The organism is Roseomonas elaeocarpi, assembly GCF_042433915.1.
GTDB lineage: Bacteria > Pseudomonadota > Alphaproteobacteria > Acetobacterales > Acetobacteraceae > Roseomonas > Roseomonas elaeocarpi.
The window spans coordinates 121,755-147,844 of record NZ_JBHLUN010000014.1 but is presented as its reverse complement, the minus strand read 5'-3'; the positions used below and the strand labels follow the sequence as shown (position 1 = coordinate 147,844).

24 protein-coding genes are annotated in these 26,090 nt (G+C 71.7%); 5 read left to right on the top strand and 19 right to left on the bottom strand.

Annotation, left to right across the window (positions count from 1 at the left end; all coding sequences use genetic code 11):
* Window positions 1-123 precede the first annotated feature (123 nt).
* On the bottom strand, window positions 124-798 hold the full coding sequence (locus tag ACFFGY_RS18975) for a Crp/Fnr family transcriptional regulator (protein ID WP_377046095.1): 675 nt from the start codon (window positions 796-798) through the stop codon (window positions 124-126).
* Window positions 799-1,994: 1,196 nt separating this feature from the next.
* Between ACFFGY_RS18975 and galE the strand changes: the two genes are divergently transcribed.
* Window positions 1,995-3,011, top strand: a complete 1,017-nt coding sequence (galE, locus tag ACFFGY_RS18970) for a UDP-glucose 4-epimerase GalE (RefSeq protein WP_377046094.1) — start codon at window positions 1,995-1,997, stop codon at window positions 3,009-3,011.
* Between the two features lie 84 nt (window positions 3,012-3,095).
* On the opposite strand, the gene ACFFGY_RS18965 is transcribed toward galE, so the two are convergent.
* From ACFFGY_RS18965 to ACFFGY_RS18940, 6 genes are all read right to left on the bottom strand, one after another.
* Window positions 3,096-3,404, bottom strand: coding sequence for a hypothetical protein (locus tag ACFFGY_RS18965; protein WP_377046093.1), 309 nt, complete (start codon window positions 3,402-3,404; stop codon window positions 3,096-3,098).
* Between the two features lie 163 nt (window positions 3,405-3,567).
* The gene (locus ACFFGY_RS18960; RefSeq protein WP_377046092.1) at window positions 3,568-4,704 is read right to left on the bottom strand and encodes a glycosyltransferase; all 1,137 of its coding nucleotides are present in this window, start codon (window positions 4,702-4,704) and stop codon (window positions 3,568-3,570) included.
* A gap of 321 nt (window positions 4,705-5,025) precedes the next feature.
* A complete protein-coding gene (locus ACFFGY_RS18955; protein WP_377046091.1) occupies window positions 5,026-5,892 on the bottom strand; it encodes an SDR family NAD(P)-dependent oxidoreductase in 867 nt (288 codons plus the stop codon).
* Window positions 5,892-6,725, bottom strand: coding sequence for an aldo/keto reductase (locus ACFFGY_RS18950; RefSeq protein WP_377046090.1), 834 nt, complete (start codon window positions 6,723-6,725; stop codon window positions 5,892-5,894). The genes ACFFGY_RS18955 and ACFFGY_RS18950 overlap by 1 nt, the downstream gene beginning before the upstream one ends.
* 210 nt (window positions 6,726-6,935) lie before the next feature.
* The gene (locus ACFFGY_RS18945; RefSeq protein WP_377046089.1) at window positions 6,936-8,009 is read right to left on the bottom strand and encodes a WD40 repeat domain-containing protein; all 1,074 of its coding nucleotides are present in this window, start codon (window positions 8,007-8,009) and stop codon (window positions 6,936-6,938) included.
* Window positions 8,009-9,001: a CobW family GTP-binding protein gene (locus ACFFGY_RS18940; RefSeq protein ID WP_377046088.1), complete on the bottom strand. Its 993-nt coding sequence runs from the start codon at window positions 8,999-9,001 to the stop codon at window positions 8,009-8,011. The genes ACFFGY_RS18945 and ACFFGY_RS18940 overlap by 1 nt, the downstream gene beginning before the upstream one ends.
* Window positions 9,002-9,697: 696 nt before the next feature.
* Here ACFFGY_RS18940 and ACFFGY_RS18935 point away from each other — a divergent pair.
* Window positions 9,698-10,666: a DMT family transporter gene (locus tag ACFFGY_RS18935; RefSeq protein WP_377046087.1), complete on the top strand. Its 969-nt coding sequence runs from the start codon at window positions 9,698-9,700 to the stop codon at window positions 10,664-10,666.
* 189 nt (window positions 10,667-10,855) lie between these two features.
* Here the strand turns inward: ACFFGY_RS18935 and ACFFGY_RS18930 are convergent, their stop codons facing one another.
* The gene (locus ACFFGY_RS18930; RefSeq protein ID WP_377046086.1) at window positions 10,856-11,452 is read right to left on the bottom strand and encodes a GNAT family N-acetyltransferase; all 597 of its coding nucleotides are present in this window, start codon (window positions 11,450-11,452) and stop codon (window positions 10,856-10,858) included.
* Between the two features lie 325 nt (window positions 11,453-11,777).
* On the opposite strand from ACFFGY_RS18930, the gene ACFFGY_RS18925 reads away from it, so the two are divergent.
* Window positions 11,778-12,218, top strand: coding sequence for a DMT family transporter (locus tag ACFFGY_RS18925; protein WP_377046085.1), 441 nt, complete (start codon window positions 11,778-11,780; stop codon window positions 12,216-12,218).
* Between the two features lie 33 nt (window positions 12,219-12,251).
* Here the strand turns inward: ACFFGY_RS18925 and ACFFGY_RS18920 are convergent, their stop codons facing one another.
* The 4 genes from ACFFGY_RS18920 to ACFFGY_RS18905 all read right to left on the bottom strand — a co-directional run bounded on the left by ACFFGY_RS18920 (window position 12,252) and on the right by ACFFGY_RS18905 (window position 15,594).
* The gene (locus ACFFGY_RS18920) at window positions 12,252-12,737 is read right to left on the bottom strand and encodes an opioid growth factor receptor-related protein (RefSeq protein ID WP_377046084.1); all 486 of its coding nucleotides are present in this window, start codon (window positions 12,735-12,737) and stop codon (window positions 12,252-12,254) included.
* Window positions 12,738-12,857: 120 nt separating this feature from the next.
* Window positions 12,858-13,724, bottom strand: a complete 867-nt coding sequence (yghU, locus tag ACFFGY_RS18915) for a glutathione-dependent disulfide-bond oxidoreductase (protein WP_377046083.1) — start codon at window positions 13,722-13,724, stop codon at window positions 12,858-12,860.
* A gap of 259 nt (window positions 13,725-13,983) precedes the next feature.
* A complete protein-coding gene (locus tag ACFFGY_RS18910; protein WP_377046082.1) occupies window positions 13,984-14,964 on the bottom strand; it encodes a 2-keto-3-deoxygluconate permease in 981 nt (326 codons plus the stop codon).
* A 213-nt stretch (window positions 14,965-15,177) separates the two neighbouring features.
* A complete protein-coding gene (locus tag ACFFGY_RS18905) occupies window positions 15,178-15,594 on the bottom strand; it encodes a winged helix-turn-helix transcriptional regulator (RefSeq protein ID WP_456316175.1) in 417 nt (138 codons plus the stop codon).
* Between the two features lie 84 nt (window positions 15,595-15,678).
* On the opposite strand from ACFFGY_RS18905, the gene ACFFGY_RS18900 reads away from it, so the two are divergent.
* Window positions 15,679-16,290, top strand: coding sequence for an FMN-dependent NADH-azoreductase (locus tag ACFFGY_RS18900; protein WP_377046081.1), 612 nt, complete (start codon window positions 15,679-15,681; stop codon window positions 16,288-16,290).
* Between the two features lie 316 nt (window positions 16,291-16,606).
* Here the strand turns inward: ACFFGY_RS18900 and ACFFGY_RS18895 are convergent, their stop codons facing one another.
* Window positions 16,607-17,671 carry a glycosyltransferase family 4 protein gene (locus ACFFGY_RS18895; protein WP_377046080.1) on the bottom strand — a complete coding sequence of 355 codons (1,065 nt, stop codon included), beginning with the start codon at window positions 17,669-17,671 and terminating at the stop codon, window positions 16,607-16,609.
* A 470-nt stretch (window positions 17,672-18,141) separates the two neighbouring features.
* Here ACFFGY_RS18895 and ACFFGY_RS18890 point away from each other — a divergent pair, with 470 nt between their 5' ends.
* Entirely contained in the window at window positions 18,142-18,360 is a 219-nt protein-coding gene (locus ACFFGY_RS18890; protein ID WP_377046079.1) for a hypothetical protein, read from the top strand.
* Between the two features lie 148 nt (window positions 18,361-18,508).
* Here ACFFGY_RS18890 and ACFFGY_RS18885 read toward each other — a convergent pair whose 3' ends face one another.
* The 6 genes from ACFFGY_RS18885 to ACFFGY_RS18860 all read right to left on the bottom strand — a co-directional run bounded on the left by ACFFGY_RS18885 (window position 18,509) and on the right by ACFFGY_RS18860 (window position 25,493).
* Window positions 18,509-19,135, bottom strand: coding sequence for a flavin reductase family protein (locus ACFFGY_RS18885; RefSeq protein WP_377046078.1), 627 nt, complete (start codon window positions 19,133-19,135; stop codon window positions 18,509-18,511).
* 552 nt (window positions 19,136-19,687) lie between these two features.
* Entirely contained in the window at window positions 19,688-20,938 is a 1,251-nt protein-coding gene (locus tag ACFFGY_RS18880) for a YeeE/YedE family protein (RefSeq protein WP_377046077.1), read from the bottom strand.
* 265 nt (window positions 20,939-21,203) lie between these two features.
* Complete coding sequence (locus ACFFGY_RS18875) at window positions 21,204-22,910, bottom strand: Na/Pi cotransporter family protein (protein WP_377046076.1); 1,707 nt, start codon at window positions 22,908-22,910, stop codon at window positions 21,204-21,206.
* Between the two features lie 97 nt (window positions 22,911-23,007).
* Window positions 23,008-23,661: a Maf family protein gene (locus ACFFGY_RS18870; protein ID WP_377046075.1), complete on the bottom strand. Its 654-nt coding sequence runs from the start codon at window positions 23,659-23,661 to the stop codon at window positions 23,008-23,010.
* A 392-nt stretch (window positions 23,662-24,053) separates the two neighbouring features.
* Window positions 24,054-24,473, bottom strand: a complete 420-nt coding sequence (locus tag ACFFGY_RS18865) for a hypothetical protein (RefSeq protein WP_377046074.1) — start codon at window positions 24,471-24,473, stop codon at window positions 24,054-24,056.
* Window positions 24,474-24,572: 99 nt separating this feature from the next.
* Entirely contained in the window at window positions 24,573-25,493 is a 921-nt protein-coding gene (locus tag ACFFGY_RS18860; protein WP_377046073.1) for a pyruvate, water dikinase regulatory protein, read from the bottom strand.
* Window positions 25,494-26,090: the final 597 nt, after the last annotated feature.

Here is a 26,090-nt window from a genome sequence, read left to right as displayed (position 1 = left end):
GACGGTCGCACTAAGCGGCGGCAGCGGCAATGGTGCGCAGCGGCAACGCACGCAGAGATGAAGGCACCACGGCTTGGCAAGCGCGAAACCTGCACGGCGCTTCGTTCAAACTCCCGCTCCGCGTTAAACGAAGTGCAACGCTCCCCGCCTGGCGGACATCGGACCGATCAGCCGCTCGTACTCGGCCTCCGCCACGCCGTAGCCCGTTCCCGCCGCGGCTTCCAGCGCCGGGCGGTTCAGGATGGTGATCAGGCTGCGACGCGCGCGTATGAGGCCGGCACCTTCCAGCACGTGTACCGCGAGGGTGACGCCCGGCCGGCGCACGCCCAGCATCAGGGACAGGAAGGTGTGGGTCAGCGGCAGTTCGTCGCCGTCCAGCCGGTCATGCGCCATCAGCAGCCAGCGCGCGAGGCGTTCCTCGATCGTGTTGCGGTTGTTGGACAGGGCCGTGCAGGTGATGCTGACCATGAAGCAGTGGACGTAGCGCAGGAGAACCGTGCGCAGCCCAGGCAGTTGCTCAACCGCGTCGCGCAGCGCCGGAGCCTCGATCCGCAGCCAGGAACCGCCCACCTGCATCAGGGTCTTGTGCGGCGTCTGCCCGGCGCCGAGCACCACCGCGAGGCTGCCGACCCCTTCATTACCGTAAAGCCCGACTTCCTGCTGCCGCCCGTCATCCGTGCTGGCGATCACCGAGGCGATGCCGCTTTCGGGAAACCAGGCCTGCGTCAGTGGCGTGTGGGCCGGGATCACCACCTGACCCTGGCGCAGTGACACGCGCTCGAGCTTCGGAAGCAGCACCTCCAGCTCCTCGGCTGGCAGGCTGCGGAGAAGCTGGTTGCGAATGCCTCGAGCCGTGCCTCCCAAAGAGGTTTGCCTTTCCGACAAGCCCGAAGGGTCGCCACACCGTGCGGGGCCGCGATGCGCCTGCGGTCTGATGCGCCAAGGGTGAACAGGCAGCACGGATGCTGACTGACGATGCAAACAGGTTATCCGCCGGATGCAGCGTTTACATTTACATGGATCAACACCACGCGTGACGTCGCGGGAGCGGCCGCTTCCTTTATCGTCGCGGTTTCAGCGAAGCGTTCCGCGGGCTCTCCTTCCGCGCAACGCGGCGCGGAGAAGTTCCTTGTTCCGACCCGCGGGTTCCGGCAACCGCTTTCGGTCCGTGACGGTCCCGCTTCAGCTCGGGCCGGAGGCGGAGCGCATTCGCGACCTGCGGGTGCGGCGCTGTCCGGACGCGTGCCGGATGGCCGGCTGGCTCACCTGCGCGTCGCGGCCGGGCGCTGAATGCCCGCTTCCCGGCATGCCCGTCGGTGTTGCGCAGATCCCGCCGCCGCTCAGGATCCCGGCTGACCGCCCGCGACGCAGCCGGCGTGCTGCCGGAACTGCGCGGTTGTGCACGGAAGCATCGTGACCTCCGCCGCGCCCGGATAGGTTGTCGTCGCAGCCGGGCTCGCAGCGGCAGGAGAACCCGCTGTCTCCAGCGGCGTCACCACCCTGCTCCTCAGCAGCACCCGCGCGGGGAAGTAATCCCGGCCAGCGATGCGCTCGATCTTTGACACCGTTCCATACCCCGACGGAGAAGCCACAGCATAGCGGTGCAAGTTATGCTGAATCGTGAATCGGCAAGCATCGCGGACGCGCTGCTTTTTCAGGAGCCCTGCTCCGGCGCGGGCAACGTGAACGCCAGGTCACGCGCCGCGCAACGTGCTGCGCGGCGCCGCGATACGAACGCGTCAGGAAGCGTGACACATCGTCCGGCAACGTCATGCCGTGAACGTGTGTGTGCCAGGCACTTGTTCTCGTATTTGTGCGAACGGAACGATGACAATACCCCGTATAGCGTTGCTGTACTTGAACAGTCCGCCGCCATTCGCTTCCGTGCCGGAGAGTGTGCCTGACGCGAAGATAAGGGTTCACGCCGCTGCTCTCGCATCAGCCGCTGACACGGGTTGGAAGCGGATCTGTCCCAAGCAAGGAGAAGACGCAGCATGGCCCGCTTTCTAGTGACCGGAGGCGCCGGCTACGTCGGGAGCCACACGGTGCTCGCCCTGCGCGATCGCGGCGACGACGTCGTGGTGGTGGACAATCTGCGGCAGGGGCATCGCCGCGCCGTGCCGCGCGGCGTGGACCTGATCGTCGAGGATGTCGGTGACCGCCGGCGCATGGATGAGGTTTTCGCGTCCTGGCGCTTCGACGGCGTGCTGCACTTCGCCGCGCTGTCGATCGTGGGCGAGAGCATGCGCGAGCCGATGCACTACATCACCCAGAATCTCGGCAACACGCTGTGCGTGGCGGATGCGGCGGTGAAGGCGGGATGCCGCCGCTTCGTGCTGTCCTCGACCGCGGCGCTGTTCGGTTGCCCGCAAAGCCTGCCGATCGACGAGGCCGCCACGCTCTGCCCCGTTTCGCCCTACGGCGAGTCCAAGCTGATGGCCGAGCGCGGGCTGGAATGGATGGAGCAGGCGCACGGGCTGCGCTCGGCAGCACTTCGCTACTTCAACGCCGCCGGCGCCGATCCCGGCGGCCGCCTGGGCGAGGACCACGATCCCGAAACGCACCTGATCCCGCTCGCCATCGACGCCGCGCTGGGCCTGCGGCCGGAGCTGGTGGTGTACGGGCAGGACTACGACACGCCCGACGGCACCTGCGTGCGCGACTACGTGCACGTGAGCGACCTGGCCGCGGCGCACCTCCATGTGCTCGACGCGCTCGATCGCACCGGGTCCTGCCGCTACAACGTCGGCAACGGCACGGGCCACAGCGTGCGCGAGGTGATCGCCGCGGTGGAGCGCGTGAGCGGCCGCCGCGTGCCGCATCGCTACGGCGACCGTCGTCCCGGCGACCCGGCGGCGCTGGTGGCGTCGAGCCGCCGCCTGCGCGAGGAAACCGGCTGGACGCCGCGCTACGCCGCGCTGGACGAAATCGTGCGCACTGCCTGGAACTGGCGCAGCCAGCATCCCGCGGGCTACGGCGAGCTGAGCGTCACGCGCGCGCTGGCTTCCTGACACGAAAATGCCGGAGCCCTTCTCAGAGCTCCGGCACGGATATCCGGCGATGCGGTGACGACGGCGCCTTGACGCCGCGCGTCGTCAGACGCCGTGCTTGCCCATTCCCGTGGCGCGTTCCCGCGAATGCTCGTCGACGCCGGCATCGGTGGGTGCCTGATCCTGGTTCTCGCCACCGCCCTTGACGCGGATGTTGACCGGGCCGCCGGGGGCGTCGGGGTCCGTGCGGTTGTTGTTGTCGCCGGGCCGCGGCTTGTACTGGTGCTCGGGCGACTTGTCGCGCGGCAGCGGGTAGGGACCTTCCGGCCCCGTGGCGCTGGAAACGGCGTTTTCCTCGGGGATGATGTTGCTGGTCGTGCTGACGGGCACGGACTTGTCGGCTCGGTCGGACATGATTCTGCCCCCTGTTCTGAACAGAGGGGAAACGCCCGGCCCCGCCGCAAGGTTCAGCGGCCGCCGCCAGTGTTTACCCACGTACCGCCCGGCGGGTGCCGCCGCGCCGGTGCGAAACGGGGCGCGGGGACACCCGGCGTGAACCCGCGCGGGGCAGGGTGGTTCAGGCGTGCCCTTGTTGGGCCGCCGCCTGCTGGATCAGCGACTGCATCTCCGCCCAGGTCTTGTCCCAGGACTGGTGGCGCAGCGTCTCGTCCACCCGGGCGAGCCAGGCGGGATCGCGGCGGTGCGCGGCGGCACGGTCCAGCGCCGCGGCCGCTTCCTCGGCACTGCCCGCGATCTCCACCAGCCCGTCCTCGCCCCAGGGGCGCACCACGTCGGTGATGGGGGTGGAAACCGGCGGCACGCCGGCGGCCAGGTATTCCGGTGTCTTTGTGGGGCTGATGAAGCGTGTCGCCTCGTTCAGCGCGAAGGGCATGAAGCCCGCATCCCAGCCGGCGAGGTAGGCCGGCAGCTCGTTGTAGTGCTTGCCGCCCAGCCAGTGGATGTTGTGCGGGCGGGGCAGCGTTTCCGGGTCGATCTTCACCACCGGCCCGATCATCACGAAGTGCCAGTCCGGCCGCAGCGCCGCCACCTGCCGCAGCAGGTCGAGGTTCATGCGCTCATCCACCACGCCGAAGAAGCCGAGCTGCGGCCGGGGGATCGGCGCCTGGTCGGGCGGCATCGGCTGCTCGGCGCGGGCGCGGCTGAAATGCGCCGTGTCGATCGAGGAGGGGAAGCAGTGGACGCTGCGGTGACGCTCGCGCTTGGCCTCGTAGAGCGAGCGCCCGCCGGTGAAGACGAGGTCGGCGCGCCGGAACAGCTCGGCCTCGCGCGGCAGCAGCGTGGGCGGGGCGCCCAGGAAGCCGCTCAGCTCGTCCATGCAGTCGTAGACTGTGATCCGGCCCTGCACCTCATCGGCGAAGCCCAGCGCCATGGGGGTGTAGAACCAGGTGACGGCGGGCTGCTCGCCGCCGAGGAAATCCTTCAGCAGCTGCCGCTGGGTCGCCTCGAAAGCGGCCTCGTCCATCCCGTGCGGCAGCTTCGGCACGACCACCGTGACGTCGCTGTCGCCCTGCGGGAACTGGTCGAGGCGCGGCTCGACGTGGTCGTCCAGCAGGGGCTCCTCCCAGTACACCACGTGGTACTGGGCGGCGGCGCGGCGCAGCAGGTGCTGCGGCCGCTGCGTCACGAACCCCCAGCGCAGGTGGGAGAAGCAGAGCAGCAGCGGCTTATCGCCGGGGGCGGAGCGATGGCTCAAGCGAGGTCCTCTCATCACGTTGCCCCCGGGAACGAGACGTTCTTCGCGGGAAGAACGGGGCCGCAACGGGCAGGGCAGGGCAGGCGACCGCGCGGAACCCCCATCCCGCCCTGGCTCCACCCCCCGCGGCACGCCTGGCGGCGACCCGGGAGGGAGCAGGAAGAGAGCATGGAAAGGACGGCGGTGCTGCCTTCCCGTCCTGTAACATGCTCCGCAAGAGCTTGCTCGCGCCCGCCGGGCGCCTCGTCATCACAGCTTCGACAGCAGCGCCACCCCGCCGGCGCCGATGTGGCCGCCGCCGATGGGTCTCTGAGCGGCCCTTCAGTCCTTCCGGCCGGCCATGAAGCGCGCGAAGGCCTTCGCGTGGTCGGGGTGCCAGCGCGACAGGGCAGGGCGGTCGGCCACGATGTCGCCCGCGGCCCAGAGGATGCGGCGCTCGTCCATCTCGCGCGTGACGTCGTTGTCGGGGCACAGGACGTAGAAGCTGCCGCGCCCCATCCCCTCCAGCAGGAAGTCCGCCACCTGCTCCGCCGTCCAGGCAGCGGCGGGCTTCTTGTGGACCTGGCGCCGGCGGGTGAAGCCGGTGAAGGTGAAGCCGGGGATCAGCAGGTGCGCCGTCACCTGGCAGCCGGGGATGTTGCGCAGCTCATGCGCCAGCGCCTCGGTGGCGAGCTTCAGCGCCCCCTTGGACACGTTGTAGGCGGCATCGCCCGGCGGCGCGGTGATGCCCTGCTTGGAGCCGGTGTTGACGATCGCCCCGGGCCTGCCCGAAGCCGCCATCGCCGGCCCGAAGAGCTGCATCCCGTGCACCGCGCCGAACAGGTTGGTGTCGAGCGTCGCCGTCCACACCGCCGGGTCGCCGTTCAGCAGCGCGCCGCCGCCCTCGCGCCCGGCATTGTTCATCAGGAAGGCGACCTCGCCGAAGGCCTCCAGGGCACGGTCGCGCAGGGCTTGCACCGCCTCTCGCCGGGACACGTCGGTGGGCACCGCGATCACCTCCGCGCCCGTGGCGGCGAGCTGCCCGCGCGCCGCCTCCAGCGCCGCGGCGTCGCGGTCGGCCAGGCACAGGCGCATCCCGATCGCCGCCAGCCGCTCCGCCACCGCGAGGCCGATGCCGCTGGCAGCCCCGGTGATCACCGCCGCGCGGCCGCGCTCCAGCGCCGGGTGGCGCATCGCATCCTCCGGCATCAGCTGTTCCAGTCCGGGGCGAAGGCCGGGTTCACCAGCCGGTTGTTGCCGGGCAGGCGGGCGATCGCCGCCACGTCCTCCTCGGTCAGCTTGGCCGCCAGGGGCAGGGCGTCGAGGTTGGCACGCTGGCTCGACTCCCGCGCGGCCTTGGGGATGGCCACCACCGCGTCCTGCCGCAGCAGCCAGGCCAGCGCGACCTGGGCCGGGGACGCGCCGTGGCGCTCGGCCACCTGCCGCAGCACCGGCTCCTCCAGGATCTCGCCGCGTCCCAGCGGGGAATAGGCTTCCAGCACCATGCCGGCCGGCCGCACCACCTCGAGCAGCCGGTCCTGCGACAGGCCGATGTGGTATTCCACCTGCACCGCGGCCAGCGGCACGCCGGTGTCGAGGGCGCGCCGCAGCATGCCGGCGGGGAAGTTCGACACGCCCACCGCCTTTGCCTTGCCGCTCTCGCGCAAACCGTTCAGCGCCTTCAGCGCCGAGTCGAGGTCCATCTCCGGCGAGGGCCAGTGGATCAGGTACAGGTCCAGGTAGTCGGTCTTCAGTGCACGGAGCGAGGCGTCGATCGCCCGCCCCATGGCGTCGGGCGCCAGGTTCTCGTGCCAGACCTTGCTTGTGATGAAGAGGCTGTCGCGCCGCTTGCCCGAGGCCGCCACCGCCGCGCCGACCTCGGCCTCGTTCTTGTACATCTCGGCCGTGTCGAGATGGTCGTAGCCCAGCGCCAGGGCGCTCTCGACCGAGCGCTGGCCTTCCGCGCCGCTCAGCCTCCAGGTGCCATAGCCCAGGCGCGGGATGCTGAGGTGCTGGGTGTCGATGCGCGGAATGGTGGGCATGGAGCGTGTCCTTGTTCGGCAGCCGCCCCGCACGATGCCGCCGCGCCCCGAAAGAGGGCAAGGCGGGCAGCGCGAGGCGCCAGGCTGGGGTGCCAACCCTGGCGGGGCCGGCCAAGGCTGCCACCAGGGGACGGCGCCACCGCCCGCCCAACCCCCATGCGTCCACCGGGATCATCCGGATGGGTCCGCCGGGGGCGGGGCGGCCTCGCGTCAGCGCCGCGTCAGGTCGATCAACGCGGCGAAGCCGGTTTCGCTGCCGAAGGCCAGGTGCGAGCCCGTGTGGTTCCAGGCCAGCGCCGACACCGCGCCGCGCCCGGGGGCCGCCAGCGGTACGATCCGGCCCGAGGCGATCTCGGCCATCAGCACCAGCCCGTCCGAGAAGCCGGCGGCGAAGACCTCCTGCGACGGGTGGCAGGCCACCGCGGTGCACAGCACGCCGTCGCCGCCCGCGATCTCCTCGGGCGCCTTGCCCATCGGGCCGCCGCCGAAGAAGGGCCAGCACACCACCGCCTCGCTCCCCGATGTCGCCAGCCAGCGGCCCTTGGGCGTGAAGCTCAGGAACTTGGTCTTGGCCGGGTAGCCCGCCATGCGCATGTGCTGCCCGTCGGTCAGGCGCCAGCCGTGCAGCGCGGCCTCCTGCATCGCCGTCACGACGTGCGTCCCGTCCGGCGAGAAGGCCACCGCGTGGTGGCTGCCCTTCCATTCCAGCACGCGCGGCGCGCCTTCCTTGGCCGCCACGAACCAGATCGAGGCGCCGTTGTAGTGGCTGGCCACCACCCGCTTGCCCTTGGCATCCAGCGCCACGCCGCCGATCGTGCTGGGGGTGGTGAGCGTCTTGAGCGTGGCGCCCTGCTTGTCCATCAGGTGCAGCGCCTTGCCCACCGCCACGGCGCGCAGGCCCGAGGGATGGGTGGCCAGGTGCTCCACCCACTTCATCATGCCGAAGGATGCGACCTGCTCGACCGTGCCGTCCGGCGCCGTGCGGACGAGGCGCCCGTCATCGCCGCCCGACAGGACGCCGTCGGCAACATCGGGCACCAGCGACAGCGCGGCGCCGTCATGCGCCTCGATCCGCCGCCAGTCCCCCTTGGGGGCCGCCGGGTCGGCCAGGTGGATCGTGCCGTCGCCCAGCGCGAAGGCGGCGCTGCGCCCTTCGCGCCCGAAGCCCACGCCCACCACCCAGGCACCGAGCTCCTGCCCCGCGCCGCGGCTGTCGAGGATGAAGTCGACCTCACCCGTTCCCGTGGGACCGGCCGGCCCGGCAGGGTTCGTCACCTCGGACATCAGCTGGCGACCGTGGCTTCGAAGCCGCGGCGCAGGCGCGGGCGGTTGATGTTGCGGCCGATAAACACGATGCGCGACTTGCCCGGCCCCGTCTCGTCCTTCGCGGCCGGGATGAAGTCCCCGTCGGCGATCATGTGCACCGCCTGGAAGGCGAAGCGACGATCCTCCTGGCCCTTGTAGTAGAGGATGCCCTTGGTGCGCAGCAGGTCCTGCCCCTGCGTCTGCAGCACCTCGCTGATCCAGGCGTTGAACTTCGCCTCGTCGATCGGCTTGTCCACCTCGAAGGACACGCTCAGCACCTCGTTGTCGTGGCTGTGCGTGTCGTCGCCATCGAGGAAGTCCGGCTCGCGCGCCAGGATGCGCTCGAGGTTGAAGGCGTCGCGGCCGATCACCGCGTCGATCGGCACGTCGGACTTGGTGGCGCGGCGGATCTCGACGGTCGGGTTGATGGCGCGGATGCGACGCTCAACCTCGTCGGCCTGCTCGGGCGACACCAGGTCCATCTTGTTCAGCACGATCAGGTCGGCAAACGCCACCTGCTCCTCGGCCTCCGGGCTGTCGCCCAGCCGCTGCGCGAGGTTGAGCGCGTCCACCACGGTGACGATGGCATCGAGCCGCGTGGCGCGCTTCACGTCCTCGTCGACGAAGAAGGTCTGCGCCACCGGCGCCGGATTGGCGAGGCCGGTGGTCTCCACGATAATGCCGTCGAACTTGTCGCGGCGCTTCATCAGCCCGCCCAGGATGCGGATCAGGTCGCCGCGCACGGTGCAGCAGATGCAGCCGTTGTTCATCTCGAACACTTCTTCGTCGGCGTCGATCACCAGATCCTGGTCCACGCCGAGCTCACCGAACTCGTTGATCACCACGGCGAACTTCTGGCCGTGATTCTCGGTGAGGATGCGGTTGAGCAGCGTGGTCTTGCCGGCACCGAGGTAGCCGGTCAGCACGGTAACGGGAACGGTGTCGGGCAGGTCACCCTGAACGTCGGACATGAGGCTTGGCTCCTCGGATAGGGGGCGGGCCGGGCGGTGGAGCGGGGCCCGGCGAAACGGGTCAGAGCGTTATATGGTACGGTCCGGGCGCAAGGTCACGGGGGGCGGTTGCTGCGGTTGCACCCGGCCTCCCCGGGGGATGGCTCCGCCTTCCCCCGGAACCCCCAGCCGCCAGGAACCTGAGGTTCCTGGACCTCCCGGGAGTTGGCGCCTCCACGATCAGGCGCTTGCCCGTTCCCCGGTCGGCTCACGCCGGAGAGCTTGGCTCTCCGGCGACTGCCAGGGCAGCCCGCGTGGCCTCATAGATTCTTTCCTGGCCCTTTGCCGGCAGCGTTTCGCCCGCTTCCGGATTGGCACACGCGTTTACGGCGCAGCGCGCTTCACGGCCCTGCCTGAACACGCGCATCACCCGATCGGACCGCAGCGCCTCCGGCTGCCACGCGGCACCAAACCCCCGGCGGGGTCTCGGGGTGGCCCGGCCACCCTGAGCCGAGAGGGTCCGGGAGAGGCAGAGCCTCTCCTGGCCACGGCGCAACGGCGCAACGCCACCGCCGCGCCACCCTGCACCCGCCCCCATGTTCTGCCCAACACTCACCGGTGATACCGCCCCCGGTCGACTTGCCCTAGTCTCCCGCCGCCCGCCGGCCCGAACCTGCCGCGACGGGCCAAAAACGCCCACGGCCAGCGAGTTCTTCAGTGTCAGACCTGTCTTCCACCCTTCCCGCCCGGCGCGAGCGGGGGGCCATCGCCCATGATGCGGACCGGGCGCGGTCCGGGGCTGCCGCGCGGGCGGCCAATCTCGCCGGCGTGGGGATGATGCTGGCGGGCGTGCTGCTGTTCGCGGTGAACGACACGCTGGGCAAGTGGCTGGTGGGCAGCTTCGGCGTCGGGCAGCTGATGCTGATGCGCTCGATCGCGGGGCTTTGCGCGCTGTCGCCCTTTATCGCCCGCACCGGCGCGCCCGCCTTCCGCGAGGGCACGCAGCGGCCCTGGCTGCAGCTGCTGCGGGTGGCCTGCTCCACCGGCGAAAGCTCGCTGTTCTTCTGGGCGCTGACCACGCTGCCGCTGGCGGAGGTGATGACCTACTACATGGCCGGCCCGATCTACGTCACCGCGATGTCGCCCTTCCTGCTGGGGGAGCGCGTGGGCTGGCGGCGCTGGCTGGCGGTGGCGGTGGGCTTCGTGGGCGTGGTGCTGGCGCTGCACCCCTCGCCCAGCTCGTTTTCCTGGGGTTCGGTCTGCGCGTTGGCGGGCAGCCTGGGCTACGCGCTGTTCATGGTCACGACGCGCCGGCTGGCGGGCACGGCGGGCACGGTGCTGATGACCTGGCAGCTGACCGGGGCGCTCGCCTTCGGCACGGTGCTGGTGCTGTGGAACGGCTGGACGCCGACCGGCCTGGTGGACTTCGTGCTGATGCTGTTTCTCGGGCTCGGCTCGCTGGGCGGCAACATGCTGGTGACGCAGTCGCTGCGGCGGGCCGCGGCCTCGGTGGTGGTGCCCTACCAGTACACGCTGATCCTGTGGGGCATGCTGTTCGGCTGGCTGATCTTCGGCGAGGTGGTGGACACCCTCACGCTGCTGGGTGCCGCGGTGATCGTGGCGGCGGGGCTGTTCATCTTCCTGCGCGAGCAGACGCTGCAGCGGCGCGAAGCGCTCACCGGCTGAACCGCGCCCGGAGGCCTCGCCGGGCTCCCGGGGCCCCGACAGGTGGGGCGTGCCACCAGCGCCGCCAGGGGTTCCGGCGTGGTTCGCGGCCGCTGCGTCACGAGGAATCCCGGCGGCCGCGCTGGCTTCGTTCCAGACTTCGGGAAAAACCTGGCTTCCTTCGGGAAGGCGCCCGACGCTCAGCCGGGCTCAGGAGGGGGGCAGGGCAGGGGTGGGGATGCGGAAGCGCAGCGCCTCGGCCCCGCCATGGGACGCGGTCTTGCGGAACCGCTCCACCAGGATGCCGCCGCAGCGCCCGATCACGCGCTGCGAGGCGAGGTTCCCCGGGTCGGTGACCAGCTCCACCCAGCGCAGCCCGCGACGCCGGGCTTCCGGCAGCAGCGCCCGCAGCGCCACCGTGGCATGGCCCAGCCCGCGCCGCTCCGGCACGAGCACGTAGCCGACATGGCCCAGAACGTGCGGCGGCAGCACCTCGGTGCCCGCCTGCCAGCGCAGGCTGATCGTGCCGCAGAAGCCGTCCTCGCCGGCGGCCGCGTCCCAGATCCAGCGGGTGATCCCGGGCAGGCGCGGCACGGCCGTGCCGTCGGGCAGCACCACGGGCGGCCCCGATCCGTCCGGGTCCTCCATCTCGCGCAGCACAGCCTCCGCATCCTCCGCCAGCCGGCGCAGCAGCGCCTGCCGCGCGGGCTCGGCACGCACCGTGGTGGGCGACCAGCCGCGCTCCAGCGCGGCGCGGAAGGCCGGCAGCGCCGCGGGGCAGGGGAGGATCAGGACGGCATCCGGCATGGTGGCGCGATCCTGCGCGGGGCTTGGCGGCGCGTCCATGCCGCAGAGGGCAGGGGGGCGGGCAGGGGGCGGGTTGCCACCCGGGACCGCGGATCATCTTCGCCACGCCCGCGCCCGGTGCGCCGGCGCCGCGCGGCCGGGGAATTCGGGAGTGCAGGAGGGGCGAGGACGCGGGTGCGGGAACCGGGGACGCCACGGAACGCTGTGTTCCCGGCGGGCTCCCACCGCCCTTCCGATGCACGGGTCCGCGACCGAGAGGCCCGGGCAGCCGGGCGCGTCTTCCTGGCCCTGCCATCCCGGCGCGGCCGACCACGATGGAACCGCAATGGCCTACCTCCTCGCGATCCTGGCCGGCATCCTCAACATGCTGCAGTCGGGCAGCAACGCCACGCTGGCGCAGAAGCTGAACGTCGGCCCGGTGGTGCCGGCGCTGATCACCTACAGCGGTGGTATCCTGGCGGTGCTGGTCGCCTCGCCCTGGATCGGCAGGTCGCTGGACGGGCTGGGGCGCAACGCCGCCACGGTACCGTGGTGGGGCTGGATCGGCGGGCTGATGGCCTCGGTCTACGTGGTCGCTACGCTGACGGTGGCCAAGGGCATGGGGGCAGGCGTGTTCACCGCGATCACGCTGACCGCCGCCATCATCACCTCGCTGGTGCTGGACCATTACGGGCTGATGGGTTTCGAGGTGCGGCAGATCTCCACCTGGCGCGTGGTGGGCGGGCTGCTGATGGTGGCGGGCGTCGGGCTGATCGCGCGGTTCTGAGCGGCGGCCCCGCCCGCCACCCGCGCGGGAGGTTCAGCGCAGCGCGGCCTGCCAGTGGCGCAAACTATTGTCATTGATCGGCGCGCCGGCTGCCTGGTTGCGCGCCGCGACCGCCGCGTGAAAAGCCCGCGCGGCCTCCTGCCCCAGGATCGCCCGCGTGGCGCGCAGGATGCGGCTGATGCGGAGGTGGTTGTGGTCGAAGCGCACCAGCCAGCCGTCGGTGTCGCCGTAGAAGCGGCCCATGCGCTCCAGCCCGGCGCGGAAGCCCTCGACCGCCCGCGCGTCGCCACGGATCGCCTCCGCCTCACCCGGCTGCAGCACCGGGGAGCCGGGCACGGCGCGGCTGGGCTCAGGCAGGGGAAAGAGCCACTGGATGAAGTCGTGCACCCCCTCGATCGCCCTGTCGTCGAAGCTGAGGACCTCCGCCAGCAAGCGCCCCCGGCCGTCGCGGCCCTCGCCGCGCAGGAAGCTGTGGATCGCGCCGCGCTTCGGCGCACCGCTCGGAAGGGTGTGGGACATGGGGTTCTGCGCTCCGCTCCAGCAGGACAACGCGGCAGGCGCCCCGCGGTGGCGTGCCGGGTCGGGTAGGGATGGCGGCAGTGGCTCCGTGCCGGAAAGGCCGCCGCCCGCCGCCGCGGCCTACTGACCGCTGCCGATCTTGTCCTGCGTGCGCGTTTCGAAATCCGCCGCGTCGTGGCGCTCGTGCAGCTGCTCCGACGGGTCGCCGTTCACGCGGTTGACCATGCGGCCCCGCTTCACCGCCGGCCGCTGCGCGATCGCCTCGGCCCAGCGCAGGACGTTGCGGTACTCGCCCACCGACAGGAACTCCGCCGCGCCGTAGAGCTGCCCGCGCACCAGCCCGCCGTACCAGGGCCAGACCGCGATGTCGGCGACCGTGTAGTCCGCGCCGCCCAGGTACTCGCTCTCGCCCAGGTGGCGGTCCAGCACGTCGAGCTGCCGCTTGGCCTCCATCGCGAAGCGGTCGATGGCGTACTCGATCTTGGTGGGCGCGTAGGCGTAGAAATGCCCGAAGCCGCCGCCGAGATAGGGCGCGCTGCCCATCTGCCAGAACAGCCAGCTCAGGACCTCGGCCCGCCGCGCCGGGTCGGTGGGCAGGAAGGCGCCGAACTTCTCGGCCAGGTATACCAGGATCGCGCCGCTCTCGAACACCCGCACCGGCGTGGGGCCGGAGCGGTCCAGCAGCGCCGGGATCTTGCTGTTGGGGTTCACCGCCACGAAGCCGCTGCCGAACTGCTCGCCCTGGCCGATCCGGATCAGCCAGGCATCGTATTCCGCGCCCGCGTGCCCCAGCGCCAGCAGCTCCTCCAGCAGGATCGTCACCTTCTGCCCGTTGGGTGTGGCCAGCGAGTAGAGTTGCAACGGGTGCACCCCGACCGGCAGTTCCTTGTCATGCGTCGGGCCGGCGATGGGGCGGTTGATGCTGGCGAACTGGCCGCCGCTTTCCTTGTTCCACTGCCACACGGCGGGCGGGGTGTAGTCGGTCATCGCGAAATCTCCCGTTGGAGGATGTCGCGCGCAGCCTCGCACGACCATGCGCAATGCGCAGGGGGGCAAAGCATCAAGCAGCCGCGCGCTGCCCCGCACCGAGGCAGGAACCGGCCCCGAACCTGTTCCCGCCTCTGACGCAGCCCGCGCGGGGGCCGGTCACGGGCTGCCCGCCCCGTGACCGGCAGGACGGCGCCGCGGCGGGTGCTGCGATGCGCGCCGTGCGATGCCTTGCCGGAGCCAGGACAGGCAGGCGGCCTCAGCCGCGCGCCGTGTCCTCCGCCACGCGGCCGGGCGCCCGGCGTCGCGCGACCCAGGCGGTCAGCAGCGGCACCAGCACCGTGGTCACGATCACCGCCGCCGCCACCAGGATCGTGGCCGGTGCCGCGGCGGGGGCGTAGGCCGGGTTGGCCGCCGCCACGATGGCCGGAACCGCCGCGGCGTTGCCGGCGGTGGAAGCCGCCGCAACGCCCGCCACGCCCGTGCCGCCCGTCGCCCGGTCCGCGAGGTAGAGTGGAATGCCGGTGACCACCACCACCGCCACGCCGAGACCCAGGCCCAGCAGCCCCGCCTGCCACACGCGGCTGAGGTCCAGCCCGGCGCCCAGCGCGAAGGCGAAGAAGGGGATCATCACCGGGATGGCGCGGCTGAGAAAGGCGCGCATCTCGCGGTCGAGGTTGCCGATGATCATGCCCGCCAGCAGCGGCAGCACCGCGCCCACCAGCGCCTGCCACGGAAAGGCGGACAGGCCGGCGATGCCCAGCGTCAGCATGGTTAGGAAGGGGCCAGATTCCAGCGTCATCACCGTATAGGCGCCGACGTCCCGCGGCTCCCCGTACTGGCCCATCAGCGCCATGTAGAGGCCGCCATTGGTGTCGTTCATCGCCGCCACGATGGCCAGCGTCGACAGGCCCGCGAACATGCCGCCGCTGACCGGCAGCTCTCCCAGGATCTGGCCGGAAACGATGCCCAGCACTGCCGCGACGGCGATCTTCACGAAGAGCAGCGTGCCGCCCTTCTTCAGGATATAGGGCGTCGCGCGCACGTCGATGCTGGCGCCCATGCAAACGTAGAACACGGCGAGCACCGTCAGGGCACCGCTGAACAGCGCCCCCGTGAAGGAGCCGAAGAACTGCGGCGTACCCGGTGCGAAGGTGGCGAAAAGCGCGCCGATCAGCAGCGGAACCACCATCATGCCGCCGGGAACGCGCTCGATGGCGCGCTTGATGGGAATTTGCACGGGTGTTCCTTCAGGAGAGTCGATAGGCCGCTCTCCTAAAGGCTGGCCCCGCATCCGACGACCCCGACCCGGCCGCGCCGGACGCGGGCATGCTCCGCTCCGGCGATATGGCCGTGCGGAGCGCCGGACATCCGGTCGGACCCGGACGACCTTCGCCCATCGGTGTTGGCTTCCTTCCGGAACCTCGTCCGGAGCGGCACCCGAAGGCCAGCGCTACCCGCCGCCTTCCTCCCGCACCTCGTCGAAAGCCTTCTGCGCCGCCTCGATCCGGCGGTAGTTCTCCATGGCCCAGCCGCCCAGCGCCTCGACCGGCTGGCGCAGCGAGTGCCCCAGCTCGGTCAGCTCGTAATCCACCCGCGGCGGCACCGTGGGCGTCACCGTGCGCAGCACCAGCCCGTCGCGCTCCAGCCCGCGCAGCGTCAAGGTCAGCATCCGCTGCGACACGCTGCCGATCGAACGCTTGAGCGCGCTGAAGCGCTTCGGCCCCCCGCTCAGCTGCATCACCACCAGGACCGACCACTTGTCGCCGATGCGCGACAGCACGCCGCCCACCGCCCGGCAGCGGTCGGGCAGGTGAAGCACCTGCTGGGTCACCTCGGTGAAGGTGACATCGGTGTTCCCGGGTATCACGGCTGTGCCTCCTTGCGGCTGCCTGCGGCGGCTATCTAATGCGCGGCGGTATCAAATCCATACCACCCGTACGAAGGCACTCCCATGAAGCTCCTCCACCTCGACTCCAGCATCCTGGGCGAGAACTCCGTCAGCCGCGCCCTGTCCCATGCCGCCGTCGAGCGCCTGAAGAACGAGATCCCCGGCCTCGAGGTCACCTATCATGACCTGGTGGCCAACCCGATCGCTCACCTGACCGGCCGCTACCTCGCGGGGCAGAGCGCCGACGTGCAGCACGACCAGGCGCTGCAGGAAGACCTGTCGCTGGGTGGGCGCGTGCTGGAGGAATTCCTGGCCGCCGACATCGTGGTGATCGGCGTCGCCCTGTACAACTTCGGCGTTCCCAGCCAGCTGAAGGCCTGGATCGACCGCGTCACGGTGGCGGGCAAGACCTTCCGCTACACCGAGAAGGGTCCTGAGGGCTTGGCCGGCAACAAGCGGGTGATCCTCACGGTCTCGCGCGGCGGCTTCTACGGCCCCGGCACGCCGGCCGCCCCCTTCGAGCACGCGGAACACTACCTGCGCGCGGTGCTGGCCTTCCTCGGCATCACCCAGCCGGAGGTGATCGTCGCCGAGGGCGTGGCCACCGGCGCGGAGCAGCGTGAGAAGGCGAAGCAGGACGCACTGGCCGAAATCGCCACGCTGAAGGCGGCCTGATCCGGCGGAGGGCGCGTGTCACGGGGGAGAGAAGGAGTTCTCTCCCCCGGACCCCCACTCATCTCTTTCTGGGACGCTGCCGCAGGGCGGTGGAAGCCGGTCGCGGAACGGCCGCCGCCGGTGCTGCCAGAAAACCAGGACTTCCTGTCAGCCCTGACCGACACGTCCCTCGCTCCGGCTCCGTGAGCCGGAGCGCACAGCACCAGCCACGTTCCTGCGGCAGCGTTTCAAAGAAAGATGAGGGTGGAGGGGTCCGGGGAGGCGGGAGAATTCCTTCTCCCGCCTCCCCGAAACGCCGCCCCACCGGAGCGCGACGCTACCGCGCCACCTCGCGGTAAACCTCCAGCATCGCCGCCGCCATGCGCTCCGCCGTGTAGCGCCCGGCCCGCTCGCGCGCCGCCGCGACGACGGCCTCGCGCCGCGCCTCATCCGCGCACAACGCGTCCACCGCGGCGGCGATCGCGGCGGCATCGCCGGGCGGCACGAACACCGCCGCGTCCCCCCAGATCTCGCGAAAGCTCGCGATGTCCGACAACACCGGCGCGCAGCCGGCGCGCACCGCTTCCAGCACCGCGAAGCCGAAGGGCTCGTACAGCGCGGTGGACACGAAGACCGACGCCGCCGTCATCCAGCCGCCCAGCACCGCCTCGGGCATCCGGCCCAGCAGCTGCAGGTGCGGCAGCACCGCGCGCGTGCCGTTGGGGCCTTCCGCAGCACCCGCTGCCAGCACCGGCACGCGGCAGAGCGCGGCCGCCGTGTCCAGCGCCGCCATACCCTTGCCCTCGTCCCACAATCGCCCCGCGGTCAGCGCGAAGCGCGCCGGCGCCCCGTCCGCAGGCGCGCGCACGGGCAGGAGGCGCCGCCCGTTATGCACCGCCACCGGCCGCCGCGGCAGCGCGTAGACCCGCGCCGTGTCCGCCCCGAAGGCGTCGCTCGGCACCACCAGCCGGTCCACCGCGCGATAGCCTTCGGCCGTCAGTGCCGCGCGCCAGCGGAAATCTTCCGGCAGCGGCCCTTCCTTCACGGCGTCCCACCAGGTCGCCACGCAGGAATGCGCGACCCCCACCACCGGCACGGGCCAGCGCACCCCCGCCGCGTTGGCCGGGCTGTTGAGATGGACCACCTCCGCACCCGCGTCAGCCGCCAGACCCGCCAGCGCCTCGCCCGCCGCGCGGATCGAGCCGGCATCCTCGGCCAGCCAGTCCAGCGGCAGCGCCGTGCGCAGCACCCGCAGCCCCGGCACGGCGAGGGCTTCGGCCTCCTGATCCGGGGCGGGCGGCGGGCCCATCACCGCCAGCGTGGTGTCCACCCCCAGCGGCGCCAGCGCCCCGGCCAGGTCCAGCACGTAGGGCCAGACGCCGCCCACGGCGTCGGTGGTCATGAACAGCCGCATCCCGAACCCTCTTTTCCACCCGCGACGCCGGGAGGCCCGGCCCGCGGCGCCGTGGCGCAACCCCGCGAGCCTATCCCAGCTTGGTGCCCTGCTGACCAGGGCAGGAAGCCGGGAACTGGGCCCGGCACGGCTGGTCATGGCCGTTCGCAAGCGGCACGGGCGTTCAGGGCCATGAGCGGACAACGGCGGGGCGGGCCCGTCCGGTCAGGAGCAGTCGGGGGCCAGCACGTACCGCACCGGCACGGAACCGGCCTTGCCCGGACAAACCCTTTCGCCCAGCCCCTCGGCCTGGCACCCCTCGCACCACCCACCCGGCAGCCAAGCCTTTCGCAACGTTCCACGGGAAACAGTTCGCTCCCGATGCCGTGCGGATCACGCGGGCATGGAACCCGAACCCCCGATGCTCGCTTTCAAGGAACAGCAACGCACCGCGGGTGCCGCAGCAGGGACGGGACGAGATGAAACAGCCGGACAAGCCCATCGAAGGCGACAAGAAGGACTGGGACCACGTTGCGAAGAAGTCGGACCAGGACTGGCACACGCCACCCACCGGCAGCCAGGGCGACGTGCCCGAGGAAACGATGGACCGCATGCGCGAAGGCTACGGCATCGGCAAGGACGGCGCCGACCCCGCGAATGACAAGGCGGGCCGCCATCCGGACAAGCCCGCCGGCTGAACCGGCGCCCCAGGACCGGCGGTCGCGGCATGCCTCCAACACGGTGACCCTGCCGCGCCCGGCGCGACCCGGCGGAAAGCCGGACCGCCCTTTCCCGCGCGCCCGGTCCCGAACTATCCCCCGGGACGGCCGCCGGGAGGGATCACCCTCAACCCGGGCGGCGCATGTCGAAGCGCGTGGCCGGGCCGATCTCGGCGTAGGCCGTGGGCCCGCCGGCCCGCAGCACGATCCCGGCGCCGAAGGTGTCGAAGATGCCGTCCTTCAGCAGGTCGCGCCGGATATGCACCGCCACCACCTCGCCCAGCACCAGCGAGGCCGGCGTCGCCGCGCCGTCGGCGCCGCGCAGCGCCACGATCTCGGTGACGCGGCACTCGAAATGCACCGGGCTCTCGGCCACGCGCGGCGGTGACACGAGGCGCGAGGGCAGGGCCCCCAGGCCCGCCAGCCCGAACTCGTCGGTGCCGTAGGAGACCGGCGCGCAGGTCTCGTTCATCGGCGCCGCGATCTCGCGCGTCACCAGGTTCCACACGAACTCGCCCGTCTCGCGCGCGTTGCGCAGGCTGTCCTTCTCGCCGGTCGAGGAAAAGCCGATGATCGGCGGCGTGTAGTTGAAGGCGTTGAAGAAGCTATAAGGCGCCAGGTTCACCGAACCGTTCCGCCCGCGCGTCGACACCCAGCCGATCGGCCGCGGCCCCACGATGGCGTTGAACGGGTCGTGCGGCAGCCCGTGCCCGTGCCGCGGCTCATAGAAATGCGTGCTGCTCTCGTCGCTCATCGGGCATCCTTCAGGTCATGGGGCACCGCACGGCCTGAACCGCCACGGCGCCGTTGCCGGCAACTTGCGACGGATCGCGCGGCGTGGCGATCACCCGGGGGCGTATCGGTGGTGCGTGGTCGGGCGTTGCGCTGTGTCGGGGGATGGCTCCGCCTTCCCCCGGAACCCCCATCCGCCAGGAACCTGAGGTTCCTGGACCTCCCGGGAAGGGGTGCCTCCGCGATCAGGCGCTTGCCCTTTTCCCGGTTGGCTCGCGCCGGAGAGCCATGCTCTCCGGCGACTGCCAGGGCAGCCCGCGCGGCCTCATAGATTCTTTTCACTACCCTGTTTGAACAGCCGCACGGCCGGATCGGTGTTGAACACCTTGCCTGACTGGCACCACCAGTCACCTGAACACGCGCACGGCCCAATCGACCCGCAGCGCTTCTGGCAGCCAAGCGGCACCAAACTCCCGGCGGGGTCTCGGGGTGGCCCTGCCACCCTGAGCGGAGAGGGTCCGGGAGAGGCAGCGCCTCTCCCGGCCACCACGCAACGCCGAACTAACCACCCCCCTCAGCAGGCCGTCTCGCGCGGCGTGCGCTCCACCTCCAGCCCGAAGAGCGGCCGCAGGCGCGTGCCGACGAGGTTGCCCGCGAAGGCCGCCGCCATCCACACCCAGCCATGCAGGCTGCCCGACGCGATGCCGGAGAAGTAGGCGCCGATGTTGCAGCCGTAGGCCAGCCGGGCACCGTAGCCCAGCAGCAGCCCGCCGAGCACCGCCGCGACCGCCGAGCGCAGCGGCACGCGCCAGCCCGGGCTCCAGCGGCCGGCCAGGGCGGCCGCCAGCAGGGCGCCCACGATGATGCCGAAGTCCATCACCGAGGTGACGTCGCGGAACACGCTGCCCTCCAGCGAGGCGCGGGCCGCCGGCGAGGACCAGTAGGGCCAGCTCGCCACGTCCAGGCCGAGGCCGGCCGCGATCTTGGAGCCCCACAGCGCGAAGGCCGAGGTGATGCCCCAGGGCCGGCCCGACAGCGCCAGCGTGGCGAAGTTCAGCACCGCCAGCGCCACCGCGCCCGCGACCACCGGCCAAGGGCCCTGCAGCAGACGATCCCACCCCTGCCGGGCCGAGGCCGGGCGGGTGAGCAGCCGCCCGTGCCGACGGCGCTCCAGCACCACCGTCACGGCGGCGATCAGCGCGAAGACCACGAGTTGCACCGCGATGCCACCCCAGGCGCCGAAGCTTTCCACGGCCGAGATGCGTGGAAGCGACGGCAGCGCCGCCCACCAGTGCAGGTGCGCCGCCCCCAGCGCCGAGCCGGCGATAAAGGCCGCCAGCGTCAGCAGCATCCGGGTCGATCCGCCGCCCACGGTGTAGAGCGTGCCCGAGGCGCAGCCACCGCCGGTCTGCATGCCGATGCCGAAGATAAAGGCGCCGAACACCACCGACACGCCTGCCGGCTGCACCAGCCCCGCCACCGGCTGCCCCCACAGCGAGCCCGCGGCCAGCACCGGGAAGAACAGCACCGTGGCGATGGCCAACATCAGCATCTGCGCGCGCAGGCCCTCGCCCCGGCGGTCGCTGATGAAGACCCGCCAGGCGGAGGTGAAGCCGAAGCTCGCGTGGTACAGCACCAGCCCCAGCGCCCCACCCAGTGCGTAGAGCGCCCCCTGGCGCGGACTGACGGCGGCACCGATGAGCACGATGCCCAGGATCAGCAGCGCCCCGGCCGCGGCGGTGATACCGCCCTGGATGCCCGGTGGCGCAGCAGGGCGGAACGGAAGCCCCGGCGAGGCCGAGGGCGGAAGGGTGGTTGCGGACATCGGGGGGCTCCGTCGGAAGGATCACACGGCGCGCGATCGTGCTTTCGCGCATTAGGCGTTGTTGCCGTGTTATATGGCGCCCCCGCACCACCGATCCATGTGCGGCGAAACCGTGCGTCACATGGCGGCCACGCCCTGTTCGCGGCCCTCAAGGGCGACGCGCCCGGAATGTGCCAGGCCTGTTTCAGATGGCGGTGGCGTCACCATGGTCCGCAAACAACCAGCCCGCCCTCGCCTGCGCCGTTCCGCGTCGGCGGAGCCCGGCCTAACGCCCCGCAGGCACCGGTTGTTCCCCGGGCTTTTCCCCATGCGCCGCCACCGGCCGCAACCGGCTGGTCCGCAGCGCACCCTGACGCTCCAGCAACGGGTAGGCCACCGCCGCGACATGCGCCGCCACGCGTTTGAGGTCGCGCGTCACGTCCAGCATCAGCCCGGCGCCGGCGGCACCGTCCGCGCCGCTGGCCATGCCCCCCGCCTCACCCAGCGCCTCGGCCGCCTCGCGTTCGGCCTCGCGCCAGGATTCCTTTTCCAGCACCAGCTGCCGCGCCGCCTGCCCGTCGTCGCTCATGAACACCGCGACCGCGAGGCGCAGCTGCCCGCGCAGCCGCTCGGTCAGCGCATCGAGCTGCGACAGCGCCGCGGGCGATAGCGCGATCCCGCGCCGGGCGCGGCGCGCGGCGTACTTGGCCAGGCCGCGCGACACCGCGTCGCCCGCGTGCTCGAGCGAAATCAGGAACAGCCGGATCTCCGCCAGCCGCTGCGCCTCGGCCTCACCCACCCCGTCGCGCGGCAGGCGCGCCAGGTAGGCGTGCACCGCGGCATGGAGGCGGTCCACCACGTCGTCCCGCCGCCCCACCGCGCGCGCGGCGTCGCGGTCCGCTTCGCGCAGCGCCGCGGCCGTGTCGCGCAGCATCGTGTCCAGGGTGTCCACCACGCGCAGCACCTCGCGCGTCGCATTGGCCAGCGCCACCGCCGGAACGTTCAGCGACGCGTCGTCGAGGTAGCGCGGCGCGCCCGGGTCCGCCTCGGGCGGCAGTCCGGGCAGCAGGCGCCGCAGCAGCGCGGCCACCGGGTTCAGGACGGGCAGCGTCAGCACCGCCATCACGAGGTTGAAGCCCAGATGCGCGTCCGCCACCAGCCGCCCGGGATGCGCCGACAGCAGCCCGGCCAGCTGCGGCAAGGCCGCCAGCACGATCCCTGTGCCGATCAGCCGGTTGATCAGGTTGCCCACCGGCAGCCGCAGCCGCGCCGGGTCCACCAATCCCTTACCGGCATGCCGCGCCGCCAGCAGCGGCGGCAGCGCGCCGCCGAGATTGGCACCCGCCACCATGGCCAGTGCCACCTCCGGCCCTGCGGCGCCCGAGGCCGCGAGCGAGCCCACCAGCAGCACCGCCGCCAGCGAGGAATGCGTCCCCCAGGCCAGCGCCGCCGCCAGGATCACCGCCAGCGCCGGGGCGCCGTCGAGCAGGTGCAGGATTTCGCGCAGCGCCGGCGCGTGCTCCACCGGCCCCATCGAGCCCACCAAGAGGTAGAGCGCACACAGCATCACCCCCAGCCCGATCACCGCCCGGCCGAGGTCGCGCGTCCGCGCGCGCCTGCCCCGCCGGAACGCCGTCCAGCCCAGCAGGATCAGCAACGGAAACACCGGCCTGAGGTCGAAGCTCAGCGCCTGGGCGATCACCGCGGTGCCGACATTGGCCCCCAGCATCGCCGCCATCGCCGGCACCAGTGCGAGCGAACCGTTGCTGTTCAGCCCGCCCAGCATCAGCGCCGTCGCGGTCGAGGATTGCAGCGCCGTCGTGGCCACCAGCCCCGCCGCAGCCGCCCGCCAGCGGTCGCGCAGCGCCCGTCCCAGAACCTCGCGCAGCCGGGCGCCGTAGGCCCGCTCCACCCCTCGCTGCACGAGGCTCAGGCCAAACAGCAGCATCGCCGCCTCGCCCGCCACCTGGATCAACACGCTCAGCCAGTTCAACGCGCTTCGTCCGACCTCACCCTTGTTCGGGCGCCATGCTGGCCCTCCGCGCGGCGCCTGTCATGTCGCGCCGCAGCAGAGGGGAACGGGCGACCCTTCAGCCCTCCAGAACGCCGTGCTGCCGCAGGAAACCCAGCAGCGGCAGCAGCGGCAGGCCCAGCACCGCCGCGTGGTCGCCCTCCACCCGCTCGAACAGCTGCACGCCGGGGCCTTCGAGGCGATAGCAGCCGACGCAGCCCAGGATCGCCTCGCCTTCCTCGGCCAGGTAGCGGTCCAGGAAGTTGTCCGAGAAGCGGCGCATCACCAGCCTCGGCGCCGCGAGGTGCTGCCAGACCCGCGCACCGTCGCGCCAGCACAGCACCGCCGTGTGCAGCACGTGCTCGCGCCCTCGCAGCGCCAGCAGGTGTTCCCGCGCCTCGGCCAGGTCGCGCGGCTTGTCGAACCAGCGCAACTCGCCCGCGTCGGTGCGGCAGGTGAGCAGCTGGTCGGCGCCGATCACCAGCGCTCCCGCCCGGCCGCCCTCGGCCTCCGCCAGCCGGTCCAGCCGCGTGGCGACGCGGCGCGCCTTGGCTTCCGCCAGCATGGTCGCGACCTCGCCGGGCGGCATCCCCTCGGCACGGCCGCTCTCCTTGATGCTGTCCTCGTCCACCGCCGCCGCGACCGCCTCGAAGCGCAGCCCCGCCGCGCTCAACAGGCTGCGCCGGGCGCTCGAGGCGCTGGCCAGCACCAGTGCCGGAGTGTCGCGCTGCATGGTCCCGTGTCCTTCGCTGCCAACCGTGTCCCGTCGCCCTGTTCTGGGGCTGCCCCCGCCTTGCGGGAAGGGGCTGGGCGCTCTTGGCGGCACCCCTGGGGAGGGGGAGAAGGTGTTCTCCCCCTCCCCAGACCCCTCAACCCTCATCTTTTCAGGACGCTGCCGCGGGAACGTGGCTGACGCCGTGCGCTCCGGTTCGATGAGCCGGAGCGAGGGACGTCACAGCCCGTGCTGAAAAGAAGTTTTGTCGGTTTCAGCAGCGCCAGCGGCCGCCGTGCCGCGACCGGCTCACACCCGCCGCGCGGCAGCGTCCCGGAAAAAGATGAGTGGGGGTCCGGGGGAGAGAATTCCTTCTCTCCCCCGGGACAGCGCCACGCAGGATCAGCGCAGCCTCACAGCGGCCCCGGCATATCCGCACCCGGCGGCCCGCCCTCCGCCGTGGGGTTCATCACCCCGGGCATCGGACCGCCCGGCGGCACCGCCTCGGGCGAGGAGGGGGAGGACGGCACTTCCGGCGTGGTGGGCGCGATCGCCGGCGACACGCGGCCGGGTGAGGTCGGGTCCGGGTTGGCTGGGTCGGGCGGCACCGGGTCCGGCGGCGACACGCCGGGCGAGGGGTTGCCGGGCGGGATCTCGGGCCGCGTCGGCACGTCCGGCGTCACCCCGGGGGAAGGATTGTTCGGGATCTGCGGCGTGGGCGCCGGGGGCGCGGCCGGGACCTCGGGCGCGCCGGGCGTCTCGGCCGGGTTCGGGCTGCCCGGATCGGCCGGGTTGTCGGGCAGGGTCGGCGTCGGCTGCGTCGGATCGGACATGCGCGCATCTCCTTGGCGTCTTGGGCACCGCTGGGGACAGCGGGCCGGGCTTTCCGGCTGATCCGCCGGAACGCACGACCGGTGACGTTCCCCGCCGGTTCAGCTCCGGCCGCTCAGCACCTCCGCCGCCGGGTCCATCGGGCTGGACCGGGGCGGCGCCGACGCGGCGGCCTTAAGCTGACGGACGTGCCAGGCCTCCTTGAGTTGCAGCACTGTCGCCGCGGTCTCCTCGATCGAGCGCCGCGTCACGTCGATCACCGGCCACCCGCGCGAGGTGCAAAGCCGCCGCGCCGCCAGGATTTCCGCCTTCACCGCGTCCTCGTCGATGTAGTCGGTCACGTCCTGCCGCACCCCGCCCGGCCCGATCAGCTTGAGGCGGTGGCGGCGGATCTCGATCAACGCGCCCACGTCGATCGTCAGCCCGATCACCGGGCAGGGCGGGCTGTCGAGCTCGGTCGGCAGCGGCGCGCCCGGCACGATCGGCACGTTGGCCGCCTTGATGCCGCGGTTCGCCAGGTAGAAGCAGGTCGGCGTCTTGCTCGACCGCGACACGCCGACGAGGCAGACGTCCGCTTCGTTGATCCCGGCCGTGCCCTGCCCGTCGTCATGCGCCAGCACGTAATGCATCGCGTCGATGCGCCGGAAATAATCGGCGTCGAGCACGTGCTGCGCCGCGCGCTTCTCCTTGGCGGCCGCGCCGATCTCGCGCTGCAACAGCTCCAGCGTCTGGTCCAGCACCGACAGGAAGGTCACGCCGAGCTTGGTGCAGAACTCCTCCAGGCTGTGCCGGATGGAATGGTCGGCAATGGTGGCCAGCACCGGCCCGGGCTCCGCCTGGATACCCTCCAGCACCTGTTCGAGCTGAAAGCGTGATCGCACCAAGAACCAGCGGTGCTGCACCGCGTGCGGGTCCTCGAAGCGCGCCAGCGTCGCGCGCGCCATCGAGGCCAGGGTCTCCCCGGTGCTGTCGGACACGAGGTGCAGGTTGACGTGACGGTGCTGCGACATGCGCGCCAGCATGACGCCGCATCCGTGGCGGGGGAAGTCCGGAGCAGCTCCGGGCACGGTCGGACAGCCAATCGTGTTCCGGGCTGGGGGCGTTGCTTCGCGTGGCGCTGTTCCGGGGGAGAGAAAGAATTCTCTCCCCCGGACCCCCACTCATCTTCTTTCGGGACGCTGCCGCGGGAAGGGTGCGAGCCGATCGCGGTACGGCCACCGTCGGCGCTGCTGAAATGAAGAAGACTTCGTGTCAGCCCTGGCTGAACCGTCCCTCGCCCCGGCTCCGTGAGCCGGAGCGCACCGCGTCAGCCGCGTTCCCGCGGCAGCGTCCGGAAAAAAGATGAGGGGTGAGGGGTCCGGGGAGGGGGAGGGGGAGAATTCCTTCTCCCCCTCCCTGGGAGCAGCCTCGGCGGCAGCGCCGCCGCCAGCCATCCAGTGCCTTCCTGACGACGTTGCCGCTGCGGAAATCGGCTCGCGACCCGCGCGGCCGGCTGGTGGATAAGCGGTGCGCCCGCCGGACCCCTCCTGTGGCACCCGGGGATAAGTTCCGGCCCCGGACAGCTGCCTGGGAGAACCGGGGACCGTGAGTCACGACTCATGCCATCCGGGACAACCCTG